Below are 13,368 nucleotides of genomic sequence, written 5' to 3' on the forward strand. Positions count from 1 at the left end.
TCCTCGTTATCGCCTGTCCGCCTCCCCTGAGTCCTCCGTCGCGAATACTTCCCGAGCTCGGGACGCGCACGAGCATCCGTGGCAAGCTGGCGCCGGCGGAACGTTCGCCGGCACCGCGCAGGGAGGCACAGTGTGATTCGCATTGAACTGGATGTCGCCACGATGGGTCGCGTGCATTGGCGCTATTCACCGCTTGCGGAACTGCTCGGCTGGCTGGGTCGCTCACCACACGAACGAGCTTTCCCCGGACCGGCCCGGACCATGTTCCTCGACCCGGCGCTCGTCATGCTCACCCAACTACTGCCCGTGGGATTTCTGGGCTCCACGCCCGACTTCCTGACACCGAGCCCGTCCCGCTTGCCGGCCACGAAAACGCTGCTCGCCCAGTTGGACGAGCTGGCCGCGGCGCCGCCGGAGATCGTGCACACACAGGTCGGCGAGCATTTCCAGCAGACCACGATGCCCGATGAGGTTGCCCGCCAGGTCGAGGCAGGCATTTTCGCGGCAACCATTGCCGCCGCGCTGCGCCGTGTTTGGTATGACGAGTTCGCGGCGAAGTTCTCCGTCATCCGAACGGGCCTCGAGGACGACCTGTCGCATCGGGGCGACATTTTGGCGAGCCACGGATTGGGCGCCGCATTCGAGTCGCTCCATCCCCGCTTCGCGTGGAATCCCCACGCCGGCCTCGAATACACGACCCCCACCTGGGACGAGAAGATCCGGCTGGCCGACACCGATCTCGTGGTCGTGCCGTCGCTGCTCTTCTACGGATCGAATGTCTCGTTCCAGGTGTGCAACAAGGCATCCCACGCGATCATCAGCTATCCGGCGAACCCGCGCCTGCGCGGTGCTGGTGTCGCGAACAGTCTCCGGCCGCGGTCATTGATCGGCTCGTCCCGCTCCCGCGTCCTGTCCGCGCTGCGCTCCCCCAGCACCACCACAAGTCTGAGTGCCGAGCTGCAGCTGTCGTCCGCGACCGTGTCGTACCACCTGGGAGTCCTGCACGACAGCGGTCTGGCGACACGAATCCCCCGCGGCCGCCACGTGCTCTACGCCATCACCCCTGCCGGGCGCGCCTTCCTCGCGTCGGGTTCGAACGCACGGGACGACGAGATCCGGGCAACTTCCTAGCTGAGCTTCACCGTCGGATCGATCACGGCATACAACAGGTCGACCAGGAGATTGCACAGCACGATGAACGCTGCCCCTACCAGGACGGTGCCGGCGATGACCGGCAGGTCGCTGGTGTTGATCGCGTCGAGCGACAGTCGGCCGATCCCCCGAACATTGAACACTTGTTCGATGAAGATCGAACCGGCCAGCTGCGTCGCGATGTCGACGCCGACGAGGGTCAGGTATGGCGCCATCGTCGCTCGCAACGCGTGCCGCCAGACGACACGTCGTTCGGACAGTCCCTTGGATCGCGCGGTCCGCACGAAGTCGCTCGAGAGCGAATTGATCATGAAGGCCCGCACGAACCGGACGTAATTCATCGCGTCGAAGAAGCCGAAAACGATCCAGATGGTCAGGAATCCGATGAACCACTCCCCTGGGCTCTGCAGTAGCGGGGTGTATCCGGTTGCCGGAAGCAGGTGCCAGGTGAACACCAGATACAGGTTCAGGACGAGTGCCACTGCGAAGAACGGCATCGAGCTGAACACCTGGGAGATGGCAACGATGGTGCGGTCGACCGTCGAGCCACGGTTACGACCACACACCACCCCGAGGTACAGCCCCAGCGGGATGAAGATGAACATCCCGCCCAACACGATGGAGAGTGTCACCGGCATGACCTGTTTGACCTGGTCGGTCACGGACTGGCTCTGCACGTAGGACCAACCCAGGCACGGGGCCGAGCAGTGCCCGGTCACTTCGCCGTCATTGGTGATGTCGCGCCCGGCGACCAATCCCTTGACGTACGTGCCGAACTGGTTGACAACCGGCTTGTCCAACCCGAGACCGTGGTTGATGTCCTGCACCTTCTGAGTGGTGCACTTGGTCCCGCAGATCTGGTACGCGACGCCGTCCTTGGCCGGCCCGGTGAAGAACAGGCCGAAGGTCAGCACGATTGTCGCGAACAGCACCGAGATTGCGAGCAGCAACCGCCGGGCGATGTAGACGATCACGTAGAGGCTCCTCGAAAGATGGTGACCCGCCGGCGACGAGTTGCATTGCCTTCCATGGTCGACCGCCGAACCTCGTGTCGGGGCACGCTTCGAACGAATTCGAAACGTCCTGCCGAAACGTTGCATTTCGGTCGGGGCCGAGCACAACGTCGGCAGAAACCCCGTTGCGGTAGCAGCGAATCGTCCGCAACGCTGCCTTCGTGGATGAGGTCGAGATCGTCGTCGCGCACTCGGAGCGCGCCACCTTGAAGGTCGGAGACGTGTTCCTGAAGGTCGACTCCGACCGGGAACGGCTCGAGCGCGAAATGCACGCGATGGATCTGGCGCCCGTTCCGACCGCCCGGATCCGGTGGCATCAGGCTCCCGTGGCCGCGCTCGAGGAACTCGCCGGCAGCCCGCTCGGTCGACTCGGCGACCCGACATCGCGATCATCGGCCGCCTGGCGGTCGACCGGTGCCGCCATCCAGAAACTGCACGGCGCACCATTGCCACCGTGGATCGCGCCGGGCCCGAGCGAGATCACGACCGAGTTGGATGCGGAGTGTGAGTGGCTCGTGACGAGCGGGGTGCTCTCCGACGAGTTGGTGGTCCGCAACCGCGACGTCGCCGCTGTGGCACTACGCGAGTGGTCCCCCGCATTCACACATGGCGATCTGCAGATCGCGCACGTCTTCCTCGACGAGAACGACGCAGTCACAGGGATACTCGACTGGTCTGAGGCCGCTCAGGGTGATCCGCTCTACGACCTGGCGACCCTCACCCTCGGCCATCCCGAGCACTTGGACGACCTCGTTGCCGGATACGGCTCCCCCGTCGATCGCCACGTCATCCGCGGCTGGTGGTCGGTGCGCAGTCTGCTGGCTGCGCGGTGGTTGATCGAGCACGGCTTCGACCCGGACGCACCCGGGTGCGAGTTCGACGTGCTGAGAGCAGTTGAGTGACCGCAAAGTCGGTGGAGTTCGCCCGAGGCGCGACTAGCCTTGCGAGATGGTCCCGATCTCGCACCTGACGGCGTTTGCGCTCACCGCTGTCGTGATCGTCGCCATCCCCGGGCCCTCGGTCCTCTTCACCATCAGCAGGGCGATCACGGTGGGTCGCCGATCGGCGCTGGCAACCGTCGGCGGGAATGCCGTCGGACTGCTGGGGCAGGTGATCGCGACGGCGTTCGGCATGGGTGCGCTGGTGGAAGCATCGGCCGTCGCCTACTCGGTGGTGAAGTATGCCGGCGCGGCATACATCGTCCATCTGGGTGTGCAGGCGCTCCGACATCGCCACGCGATGGCGACCGCTCTCGCGACGCGGGCCACAGCGGTGCCGCCGCTCCGGGCGGCACGTGACGGCTTCGTCGTCGGGCTGCTCAACCCGAAGACCATCGTCGTCCTGGTGACCGTCACCCCGGCATACGCCGTACCTGCGCAGGGGCATCTCCCGGTGCAACTACTGCAGCTGGGCGTCCTGCTGCCGATCATCGCAGTGCTGCTGGACAGCGTCTGGGCGTTCGCGGCGGGGTCGGCGCGCGAGTGGTTCGCCGGTTCGCCCCGACGTATGGCGGCAGTCGGTGGCGCCGGTGGACTGGTGATGATCGGTCTGGGCGTGAGCATCGCTGCGACCGGCCGCAGCGACTGAAGGCCGGGACGACGTAGTGTCTCGGCTGTGACTGACGACTGGAAACAGGATCGGATCCGGGCAGCCCACGACGGCCGCAACCCGACGGTGCTGGCGAAGCTGCCGGAGAGCTTTGCGGTGATCGGCGACGCGCAGTACCTGCCCGGCTATTGCGTTCTGCTCGTTGATGATCCGGCCGTCGACCGCCTCACCGATCTCCCCCGCGATCGGCGGCTGCGCTTCCTGGACTCGATGGACCGGTTCGGCGCGGCGATCCAACGTGCCTGCTCCGAACTGGACCCGCAGTTCCGCAGGCTGAACTACGAGATCCTCGGCAACACCGACGCCTACCTGCACGCGCACATCTTCGCCCGCTACGAGTGGGAGGCCGCCGACCGGATCGGCGGTCCGGTGTGGCGCTACGACAAGGAGCTGTTCTACGGCGCTGACACGGCACTCGGACCGCAGCACGACGAACTGCGACGTCGCATCACCGCATATCTGTAGTCCGGTGTTATCGTCGCGGCTCCCGACGGAGGTCCTTCATGCACAAGTTGGTAGTTCTCTATCCCGCACCGGACGACCCTGACCACTTCCGTGACTACTACGTCAGGAACCACCTTCCGCTGGTCGCGAAAATGCCTGGGATCCGGGCATATCGCTACAGCTTCGACGTCGCGGCGACCGAGGGTGAGACGCCCTACTTCGCCGCATTCGAGGCGGATTTCGACGATCTCGCCGCGATGAATGCTGCCCGGTCGTCGCCGGACGGCCGGCGGGTCTCGGCGGATGTCGGCAACTACGCCAGCGGCGGTGTGGTCGTCATCCACTATTCCGTCCACGACGGGACGATCTGAGCGACGCGCGTCCGATCGCACCGGGTGTGTCACTCCCCCGCTGACCGACCATCGGCCGGGCGCCGCCGCAGGCCGGTGTCGTGCAACGCCGGAGGCGTCCAGACCCAGTCGAGCAGATCCTCACCGGGCGGGACGATCTCGTCGATGCGATCGAGCACGTCGTCGCCGAGCGCGACGGTGCTTCCGGCGAGCAGGTCATCGAGTTGTGTCGGCGTGCGCGGGCCGAGGATCACCGAGCTCACCGCAGGGTGGACGAGCGGGAACGCCACCGCGAGTTGCGGCAGGGTGCAACCGATCTCGTCCGCCAGGACCACGAGCTCTTCGACGGCTTCGAGTTTGCGTCGAGTGTCCGGGCGGGACGGATCGAACCGTTGCGTGTTGTGGACCGCTCGGCCGTGCGCCAGATCGATCGACTGTCCTTTGCGGATCCGGCCGGTGAGAAAGCCCCAGCCCAAGGGGCTCCAGGTCAGCACGCCCATACCGTGGCGCTGGCACAGCGGCAGCACGGACCGCTCCGCGCTGCGCGCCAGGATCGAGTAGGACGGCTGTTCGGTCCGGAACGTGTGGAGTCCGCGCGCCCGGGACACGGCGTGCGCCGCCTCGATGTGGTCCGCGGGAAAGGTAGTGCAACCGAACGCACGGATCTTGCCCTGCCGAACCAGATCGGTCAGCGCACCGAGTGTCTCCTCGATGTCGGTCGTCGGGTCGGGCCGGTGGACCTGATACAGATCGATCCAGTCGGTCTGCAGCCGCTGCAGACTGTCCTCGACCGCGCGGATGATCCAGCGGCGGGAGTTGCCGCTGCGATTGCGGCCCTCGCCCATCGCGAAGTGGAACTTCGTCGCCAGCACGACGTCATCCCGGCGTCCGCGCAATGCTGCGCCGACGATGCGCTCGGACTCGCCGTCCTCGCCGCCATACGCGTCGGCGGTGTCGACGAAGTTGATCCCGGCGTCGAGCGCGGTGTGGATCATCCGGGCGCACTCGTCATGGTCGGGGTTGCCCTCGGATCCGAACATCATGGTGCCGAGGCAGTAGGTACTGACTTCCATTCCGGTCGCGCCCAGTGGGCGGTAGTTCAACGTCATGTCCGGCAAGCTACGACCTAGAGTTGGCTCTATGGCAAGCGTTTCGGGACACCAGATTGCCGAGTCATCCACCGAGTCATCCACCGAGTCATCCACCGAGTCATCTGCCGTGGCGTCGACCGAACTGTCGATCGGGCAGGTTGCCGAGCGAACCGGCATGACCGCTCACGGGCTGCGCTACTACGAACGAGAAGGGTTGCTGGCCAACGAGATTGCTCGCAACGGCAGCGGACAGCGGGTCTACACCGATGAGGACGTCGACTGGCTGGCTGTGGCGAGCATCCTCCGCGGGACCGGGATGCCGCTCGCGGACCTGCGCCGATACACCGAACTCGTCCGTGCCGGTCGGGGCACAGAGGAGGAACGGTTGGCGTTGCTGCGCCGCCAGGAGGAACGGATCACTGCGCAGCGCGAACAGCTCGACCGCTGTATGGATCTGCTGCGCTTCAAGATCGGCGTCTACGAGGACCTGCTCGACGAATCCTGACGACCGACGCCCCTTGGGGTATGGCGTCAGTGGCCCAACAGGACCCAGGTCTTGCCGGGCGCGAGTTGCAGCGTCCTGCCGTGAACGTCGGTGAAGCGGAAGTGCTTGTTGGTACCCGCTCGATGCCAGGTCCCGGTGAGCTTCTTGCCGTTTCGGTAGAGCGTCAGCTTTCCCGAGCCCGTTGTCACGGACTTGTAGACCGGGTTCCCGGCGGGGTCCTTGTAGTTGTCCGGGACGGTTCGAACGCTGAGCGCGAGGACGTTGTCGGCAGTGACACGTCGCCCGCCGGCTCCTGAGTCGGTGTAGGGACGTCCGTTCCAGCTCGGCAGGTAGCGAGTTCCGTTGTAGGCGAACGAAAAGCGATCACCGCCGACCGGCACGGTGAATCTCGACTGTTTCGTGGCATGCTCGAGGCGCGAGTCGCTCGTGGCGAACCTGAAGCCGATGTCCTTGGACCGTTGCAGGCCCTTGCGCTGCGCGAGCGCCGCCACATCGAAGTAGAGATTGTGCGGTGCCGGCCGGCTCGAGTCACGCCGGTTTCCGCCATACAGAGTGATGGGTGCGCTGGTCAGCTTCGTGCGGATCTGCGAAGCGGCGCCGGAGTAGACCAGCACCGGATGTCCGAACATCGGCAGGATGTCGACGTCCGTGGTGCGCGCGCTGCGGACCGGCTCGATGCGTTTCGGGTATGCCGACTGGTAGACCGGCATGAGCCGCGTGAGGTTTCCTTCGACCGCCTCCACGAACACGATGTCGGCCGGCGACAGACCGTACTGCGGCATCGCTGCCGCGGTGTTCTCCAGCTTGACCGCGATGACCGGGTGGTTCGTCCGCCTTCCACCGGTCAGCGGATCGGTGGTGAGCGCCGTCCTCGTGGGTTTCGCAGCGCTCGACGACCGATGCGCGGTCGGCTTCGGTGCATGGGACGACGTCCCAGCCGTCGTGGAGCCGGCATTCGTATCCGAACCGCCGCTCGAACACGCCCCCGAGCTCAGTACGACGGCCACCATCCCGGCAACCGCTGCCAGCTGTCGTCGTTGTCTCGTCCAGATCATCGGCACAACGCTACAGTCTGCCGAATGGCCTCTCCCCTCGCGAAACTCGATGCCGCCCAACGTGCGTTCGTCGAACGCTGGGCGCCGGGCGCACGAGTCGTCCGCGATCACAGCTGGGGTCTGGTGGACAACGCCGTGCTGGAGATCGAGTCCGGGGCGGCGCATTTCATCGTCAAGGCGGACGGCACGTCGACCCAACACATCACCCGCGAACTCGACGCGCACGAGTGGTGGCTGGGTCCATGGGTCACTGCCGGCCGTGCGCCCCGTCTCGTGGCCGGTGACCGGGAGTCCGGAGTCCTCCTCACCGAATTCCTGGCCGGCGAGCTCGTGCTGGGAACACACGCTCAGGAAGAACCCGACACGTTCCGGCAAGCGGGTGAGCTGCTGGCGATCCTGCACGACCAACCAGGTCGGATCGACGCGTCCTACGAGGCGACGGAGAACGCCAAGATCCTCCGCAACCTCGACAAGGAACACCGCATCGCCCCGCGCCGGGAGGCCGAGTTGCGCGAGCTCGTGTCCGCTTGGAGCGCGTATCCCGTCGATCTCGTCCCCACGCACGGCGACTGGCAGCCGCGCAACTGGCTCATCCATGACGGACAGGTTCGGGTGATCGACTTCGGACGAGCCGCCATGCGTCCGGTGTTGAGCGACTGGGTTCGCTTGGAAGCACGAGACTTTCGCGCCGATCCGGCACGAGAAGAGGCCTTCCTCGACGGGTATGGCACCGACCCGCGCGCGTCGGACGGGTGGTTCCGGGAACGCCTGCGCGAGGCGATCAACACCGCGGTGTGGGCGTTCCAGATCGGCGACGAGGCATTCGAGGTGCAAGGCCACCAGATGATCGAGCGGGCACTCGCCGACGCACCCTAGGTCCGTGCGCGTGCCCGGCGACGGGCGGCAGTCATCTCGAAAATTGTTGGAAATGGGCGTGTTTCAGGTATGGCGGTAGCCACCGCAATGTCCTTCCTTCGCCGGCATGACCCGGACAGGTTCGACGGTCGGCTGCCACCCTCTCAGCCCGTGCGTCGTACGGACTCCCGTTGGATGCGGCACACAGTAGCGGCCGCGGCACAGCGACGGCATGACGGTCCACGCTGCGTCTCGCTGCGCGCCGGCCGCAGCGGAATCGCAGCCGAATCGAAGCGAGATGCAGAAGTCTCCGACATACAGCACTCAGCGTGAGAGCCGTCCGGCTCCGCACCCCAGCGATTCCCGGAGGAAGATCCAGATGAACACCCGACGCCACCTCGTTCCACTCCTCGCCGCACTCGTCGCCGCCCCCGTCACTCTCGGCGCCGCGGCCTCGCCGGCGCTGGCGGCGGGAGGTGGGTCCGGAGATCGCGGAACCGCCTCCCACGGCAACGCGCTGGGCATGAGCCCGAACACCACCGGCATCTCTCCGATGACGATCGCCGCGAACGAGAAGACGGCTTTCGACTACTTCGTCACGAAGGGTCTGTCCAAGAAGCAATCGGCCGGCATCGTCGGCAACCTGGTCGTCGAGTCCGGGGTCGACCCGACGATCAAGCAGAGCGGCGGCGGCCCCGGCCGCGGCATCGCCCAGTGGGAGGCCGGCGGCCGTTGGGACCACGACAGCAAGAACAACATGGTCTGGTATGCCGGGCAGCACGGCGTGTCCGCCTGGTCGCTCCGACCGCAGCTGGATTTCATCTGGTACGAGCTGACGACGTTCAGCAGCTACGGGCTCGCATCGCTGAAGAGCGCGACGACGATCAGTGCCGCCACCTCCGCCTTCAGCAGCAAGTTCGAGGGCTGCAGCGCCTGCAACCTCAGCCGACGCGTGTCGGAGGCGACCACGGCATACAACAAGTACGGCGGTGGCAGTGCCAACCCGTACCAGCCCACCACGGTGTGCGGATCCGGTTACAAGGTCATCGACAAGCACGCCCTCGGCACGCTCGGGACGATCTACCTGCTCTACAAGAGCACCACCAAGGCCAACTGTGTGGTCACCATGAAGCAGACCAAGCTTGGCTCGAAAACCCCTGTCGCTGCGACGCTTCAGGTCAAGGGCGGTACGAAGGCGAGCAACTCCGGCAACTTCGGCTACTACGCCGGGCCGGTCACGCGGACGGCCGCCGCGAAGTGCGTCCAGTGGGGTGGGAAGGTCGATTCGACGACCTGGACCAGCGCCTACGGCCACTGCGGCTGAAACGCTCCCCACGACCGAGCGGCCTCATCTGACACGATGACGCGGTGAACTTCACTGTCGCGCCCGTTGCTCATGTCCGCTCCGGTCGGCGGGACGCCGTCGACGACTTCTGGGGCGGCACCGAGTGCCGCATCGAACTCGCCGAAGGGTATGCCGCCGAAAGCCTGTCCGGACTCGACGATTTCAGCCATCTGGAGGTCGTCTACCTCTTCGATCGGGTCGACGAGGCCTCGGTCGAGACAGCAGCCAGGCACCCGCGGAACAGGGATGACTGGCCTTTGGTGGGGATCTTCGGTCAACGTGGCAAGCGTCGTCCCAATCGTCTCGGAGTCAGCCGGTGCGGCCTGATCCGGGTCGACGACAGGGCGCTCGTGGTCGAGGGCCTCGACGCGATCGAGGGCACTCCGATCCTCGACATCAAACCGTGGATGGCGGAGTTCGGCCCGCGCGGAGCCGTCCGGCAGCCGACGTGGGCGGGCGAGCTGATGGCTGACTACTACCTGCCCGAATCCGAGCGGTGACAGGGCTATTCGCGCCTCACGGCGTGAGGCGGTAGCCGAAGCCTCGCACCGTGAGGAGCGCAGTCGGGTTCTTCGGATCGTTCTCGATCTTGGCGCGCAGCCGTTGCACCGTCGTGTCGACCACCCGTGAGTCGCCACGGAAGTCACTCCCCCACACCTGCTCGAAGAGGACGTCGCGACTCAGCACTCGACCTCGGTTGTGCGCAAACGTGACGAGCATCCGCATCTCGGTCGGTGAAAGGTCGAGAACCCGACCGTCGCGGCGCACTTCGAGCGATTCCTCGTCGATCCGCAGGTCGCCGACGACCGTGACCTGGTGCTCCGGCAGCCGATCGGGCGTCGGGGCCGCTGGATGGGCGCGACGCAGCAGCGCCTTGATCCGGGCGTCCAGGACACGCGGGGAGACCGGCTTGGTCACGTAGTCGTCCGCCCCGGCCTCCAGGCCGGCGACGACGTCGATGTCATCGGAGCGGGCGGTCAACACCAGGATCGGCAGGCGGTGCTGCGCCGCGACCGTCCGGCAGATGTCGAACCCGTCGCGGCCGGGCAACCCGAGGTCGACGACGAGTATGTCGTTGCGTTCGACCGGCTCCACCAGCTCGCGGTTGCCGTCCGGCAGATGCTCGACCTCGTGATCCAGGCGGCGCAGCCCGAGCATCAGGGCTTGCGCGACCGCGGTGTCGTCCTCGATCAGCAACACGCGCGCCATCAGGCCTCCTGCGGGGAATTGGATCGTGGCAGGGTCACACGGAACGCCGTGTACGCGGCATCGCTGCGTACCTCGATCGTTCCGTCGTGGGCCCGGACGTTCTCCAGAGTCAGTGCGAGTCCGAGTCCGCTGCCCTGCGTACGGGTTCGGGCCGTCTCGGCCTTGTAGAAACGGTCGAAAAGCCGGTCCTGTATCTCCGGCGGGATCGGGTCGCCGGCGTTCGTCACCTCGATGACGGCGCTCGTCGTGGTTGCCCTCAGGTCGATGGTGATCGGCGGTCGGCCGTGTCGCACGGCGTTGCCGACGAGGTTCGCGATGACCAGTTCGATGCGGCGACGGTCCACCTGGGCCGTCACTCCCGAAGGCTCGGCGCGAACGGTCACGACGTCCGGCCAGCCGCGATGATCGAGCACCTCCCGGGTGAGCGCAACCAGGTCCACCTCGCTCAACTCGAGCGAGACCTGCCGGCTGTCATGGCGAGAGATCTCGATGAGGTCCTCGACCAGGCGCACCAGGTTCTGGATCTCGGAGTTCAGCAGTCCTGCGGCTTCCCGGGCGTCGGCCGACATCGTGGCGGACTCCTCCTGCAGTACCTCCCCCGCGGGCAACAAGGCAGCCAGCGGGGTGCGCAATTCGTGCGATACGTCCGCGGCGAACCTGCGGGACTGCTGCAGCGAGTGGTGATGCGTGTCCATCAGGCTGTTGAACGAACCGACGAGCTGCTCCAGCTCGGGAGCGCCCTGTTCGCCGAGCCGGACTGTGAGGTCCCCGTCGGACGCACGCGCCGCTGCCCTGTCGATGCGTCGCAGTGGTCGCACGATGTAGCGCGACAGCCAGAGGGCGACGACCGCCCCGAGCAGGACACCCAGGCCAAGGCAGATGCCGACCACTTTGATGATTGACACGATCTTGTCGTGCACGCCGAGCAGCGGTCGGACCGAATACAGCTGTACCTGCAGGCCGTTCGACCCGGGCGGACCGGCGATGGTCACCTGCGTCCCGAACAGCACGCGATACGGACCCTTCGTGCGCCGGAGCACCTGCAGGTCGGTGTGATTCGCGGACGTCACGTCGGGGGTGAGGTCGGCGCTCTTCGCTGTCCCCAGCCGGACGATGCGTCCGTCGACCACGACCGTGGTGTCCGGCGAGAGGTTCATGTCGCGCGCGGTCAGGGGTCTTGCCTGCTCGATCCTCCGCGCCTCTTGCAGGAACTGGTCCTGTGCCTGGCTGCGAGCCACCGAGTAGACCCAGGTGCCCACGGTGGTGACGACTGCGACCGCGGTACCCCCGGCGACGAGGAGCACGATGAGCACCGACGCAAGGACCGCGCGCCCGCGGATCCCCATGTTCTTCAACGTATTTCCCGAAGTTGCGTGCTCAACGCCGAGCGACGGTGTCCGGTGTGCGGCAGGAGAGGCTCGCGTCCGGAACACTCGGTCGGACGTCGGTATGCCGCCGCGGAGCGAACAGCCCGGATGCGATCGACCACGCGCCACCCGCGATGAGTAGTGCACCCAGGACGTCGCTGGGACGATGCCAATGAGCTCGTATGACAATGAGCGACACCAGGCCCGTGGCCGCCCAGGAAGCGAGGGTGGTGAGCTGCTGCAGACGGGAGGATGCGAGGTAGGCCAATGCTGCCGACAGTCCGGCGAAGGCGGCCACGGTGCCGCTCGGAAACGAGTTGTGCGCGGCGAACTCGCCGGGCGAGGACGTCCGGGTCAGTGCCCCTTTCAGGATGTCCGCGACGATGCCGGGTGCGCACGCCAACGACAGGGCCGTGGTCGTGGTGCGTGGGGTCGAACGATTCACCAGGCACGTCGCGCACACTACACCGGCGCCGATCACCAACAGCGCGAGTTGAGCGCGCGCCAGGATGGTTCCGTCGGGGATCCACGTGCGTGCGGCGAGGTCCTCGCGCAGCCGCTGGAACATCGCATCGTCGACGAGACGACCGGACGCCGTGCGCACGGCCACGACATACAGAACGAAGGTGGTGATCCAGCACGCGCTGCCGAACAGCAGTCGGCCGGTGCGTGGTGACTCACCCGATGGCTGCGTGGTCATCCGAGCGCATCCGTTCGCAGGGCGGGGCAGACGCCGTCCTTCGCGGTGAGCTCGAAGTGCCAGATCTCGTTCGCGTACGTCTGGCACAGGCCGAATTCCACCCCGTTCCGGATCAGCCAGTAGTCCGCCGCGGTCGGACCGATGTCGACCGCTCTACCACTGGTGTGCTCGGTCTTGTCGGGGGCCGCGACGTGGGTGCGGGCGTACTCGGCACCGTGCTGCGCGACCGCCTCGTCATACAGGCGCTCCTGGTAGGCAACGGTCCGCCAACCCGAGGTGATCCAGGGCTGAATCCCGTTGGCACGCATCGCTTTGTCCGCGGCCTGAAGTGCCTGGCGCAGAGCCGGATCGAGATTGTCGATGGCCGGAATGTGCGCGTCAGGTCCGACGTGCTCGTCGGAGGGGATCTCCCCCGCTGCCGGTCCCGTCGCCGGACCTCCCTGCGGCGACGGGACCCGAGCAGCTCGCGCCACGGGAGCAGCGGTCGCCCCCGAGGCGATCGCTACACCTCCGTGTGGGATGCCGAGTGCGCTACTCCCCTGCGTCACCACCGCGGTCGCGATCAGCACGCCGCAACAGGCTGCACCCAGGGCCGCCATGGACATGCATCCCGCCCGGCCGGTGTGTGGTTTCGATTGCATGGCCCCGACGTTAGGAACCCGATTTCTCAGGTC

General features: G+C 66.4%; 16 protein-coding genes. 9 read left to right on the plus strand and 7 right to left on the minus strand.

Going from position 1 to position 13,368, the window contains the following annotated elements; translation table 11 throughout:
* Positions 1-132: 132 nt before the first annotated feature.
* Entirely contained in the window at positions 133-1,131 is a 999-nt protein-coding gene (locus ACZ50J_RS10685) for a winged helix-turn-helix domain-containing protein (protein WP_464301254.1), read from the plus strand.
* Here the strand turns inward: ACZ50J_RS10685 and ACZ50J_RS10690 are convergent.
* Positions 1,128-2,126, minus strand: coding sequence for an ABC transporter permease (locus ACZ50J_RS10690; protein WP_464301255.1), 999 nt, complete (start codon positions 2,124-2,126; stop codon positions 1,128-1,130). The genes ACZ50J_RS10685 and ACZ50J_RS10690 overlap by 4 nt on opposite strands.
* Before the next feature lie 200 nt (positions 2,127-2,326).
* Between ACZ50J_RS10690 and ACZ50J_RS10695 the strand changes: the two genes are divergently transcribed.
* From ACZ50J_RS10695 to ACZ50J_RS10710, 4 genes are read left to right on the plus strand one after another with little or no spacing between them, the layout of a single operon-like run.
* Positions 2,327-3,067 (plus strand): phosphotransferase family protein, encoded by a 741-nt coding sequence (locus ACZ50J_RS10695; protein ID WP_464301256.1) that lies wholly within the window; start codon positions 2,327-2,329, stop codon positions 3,065-3,067.
* 46 nt (positions 3,068-3,113) lie between these two features.
* Positions 3,114-3,752 carry a LysE family translocator gene (locus ACZ50J_RS10700; RefSeq protein WP_464301257.1) on the plus strand — a complete coding sequence of 213 codons (639 nt, stop codon included), beginning with the start codon at positions 3,114-3,116 and terminating at the stop codon, positions 3,750-3,752.
* Positions 3,753-3,779: 27 nt separating this feature from the next.
* A complete protein-coding gene (locus tag ACZ50J_RS10705) occupies positions 3,780-4,238 on the plus strand; it encodes an HIT family protein (RefSeq protein ID WP_464301258.1) in 459 nt (152 codons plus the stop codon).
* 38 nt (positions 4,239-4,276) lie between these two features.
* Entirely contained in the window at positions 4,277-4,588 is a 312-nt protein-coding gene (locus tag ACZ50J_RS10710) for an EthD family reductase (protein ID WP_464301259.1), read from the plus strand.
* A gap of 29 nt (positions 4,589-4,617) precedes the next feature.
* Here the strand turns inward: ACZ50J_RS10710 and ACZ50J_RS10715 are convergent, their stop codons facing one another.
* On the minus strand, positions 4,618-5,676 hold the full coding sequence (locus ACZ50J_RS10715; RefSeq protein ID WP_464301260.1) for an aldo/keto reductase: 1,059 nt from the start codon (positions 5,674-5,676) through the stop codon (positions 4,618-4,620).
* A gap of 109 nt (positions 5,677-5,785) precedes the next feature.
* Here ACZ50J_RS10715 and ACZ50J_RS10720 point away from each other — a divergent pair, with 109 nt between their 5' ends.
* Positions 5,786-6,163: a MerR family transcriptional regulator gene (locus tag ACZ50J_RS10720; RefSeq protein WP_464301261.1), complete on the plus strand. Its 378-nt coding sequence runs from the start codon at positions 5,786-5,788 to the stop codon at positions 6,161-6,163.
* A gap of 26 nt (positions 6,164-6,189) precedes the next feature.
* On the opposite strand, the gene ACZ50J_RS10725 is transcribed toward ACZ50J_RS10720, so the two are convergent.
* Positions 6,190-7,218: a DUF3048 domain-containing protein gene (locus ACZ50J_RS10725; protein ID WP_464301262.1), complete on the minus strand. Its 1,029-nt coding sequence runs from the start codon at positions 7,216-7,218 to the stop codon at positions 6,190-6,192.
* A gap of 24 nt (positions 7,219-7,242) precedes the next feature.
* Between ACZ50J_RS10725 and ACZ50J_RS10730 the strand changes: the two genes are divergently transcribed.
* The 3 genes from ACZ50J_RS10730 (at position 7,243) to ACZ50J_RS10740 (ending at position 9,918) form a co-directional block, all read left to right on the plus strand.
* Positions 7,243-8,094: a phosphotransferase gene (locus ACZ50J_RS10730; protein WP_464301263.1), complete on the plus strand. Its 852-nt coding sequence runs from the start codon at positions 7,243-7,245 to the stop codon at positions 8,092-8,094.
* A gap of 358 nt (positions 8,095-8,452) precedes the next feature.
* The gene (locus ACZ50J_RS10735) at positions 8,453-9,397 is read left to right on the plus strand and encodes a phage tail tip lysozyme (RefSeq protein ID WP_464301264.1); all 945 of its coding nucleotides are present in this window, start codon (positions 8,453-8,455) and stop codon (positions 9,395-9,397) included.
* A 44-nt stretch (positions 9,398-9,441) separates the two neighbouring features.
* Positions 9,442-9,918 carry an SAM-dependent methyltransferase gene (locus ACZ50J_RS10740; protein ID WP_464301265.1) on the plus strand — a complete coding sequence of 159 codons (477 nt, stop codon included), beginning with the start codon at positions 9,442-9,444 and terminating at the stop codon, positions 9,916-9,918.
* Between the two features lie 16 nt (positions 9,919-9,934).
* Here the strand turns inward: ACZ50J_RS10740 and ACZ50J_RS10745 are convergent, their stop codons facing one another.
* Genes ACZ50J_RS10745 through ACZ50J_RS10760 form a run of 4 tightly spaced genes read right to left on the minus strand, consistent with a single transcriptional unit; the run spans position 9,935 to position 13,335 of the window.
* Positions 9,935-10,627, minus strand: a complete 693-nt coding sequence (locus ACZ50J_RS10745; RefSeq protein WP_464301266.1) for a response regulator transcription factor — start codon at positions 10,625-10,627, stop codon at positions 9,935-9,937.
* Positions 10,627-11,973: a HAMP domain-containing sensor histidine kinase gene (locus ACZ50J_RS10750; RefSeq protein ID WP_464301267.1), complete on the minus strand. Its 1,347-nt coding sequence runs from the start codon at positions 11,971-11,973 to the stop codon at positions 10,627-10,629. The genes ACZ50J_RS10745 and ACZ50J_RS10750 overlap by 1 nt, the downstream gene beginning before the upstream one ends.
* A gap of 31 nt (positions 11,974-12,004) precedes the next feature.
* Entirely contained in the window at positions 12,005-12,694 is a 690-nt protein-coding gene (locus tag ACZ50J_RS10755) for a phosphatase PAP2 family protein (RefSeq protein WP_464301268.1), read from the minus strand.
* The gene (locus ACZ50J_RS10760) at positions 12,691-13,335 is read right to left on the minus strand and encodes a M15 family metallopeptidase (protein WP_464301269.1); all 645 of its coding nucleotides are present in this window, start codon (positions 13,333-13,335) and stop codon (positions 12,691-12,693) included. The genes ACZ50J_RS10755 and ACZ50J_RS10760 overlap by 4 nt, the downstream gene beginning before the upstream one ends.
* Between the last annotated feature and the right edge of the window lie 33 nt (positions 13,336-13,368).

It is taken from the genome of Flexivirga sp. G2, assembly GCF_055397625.1.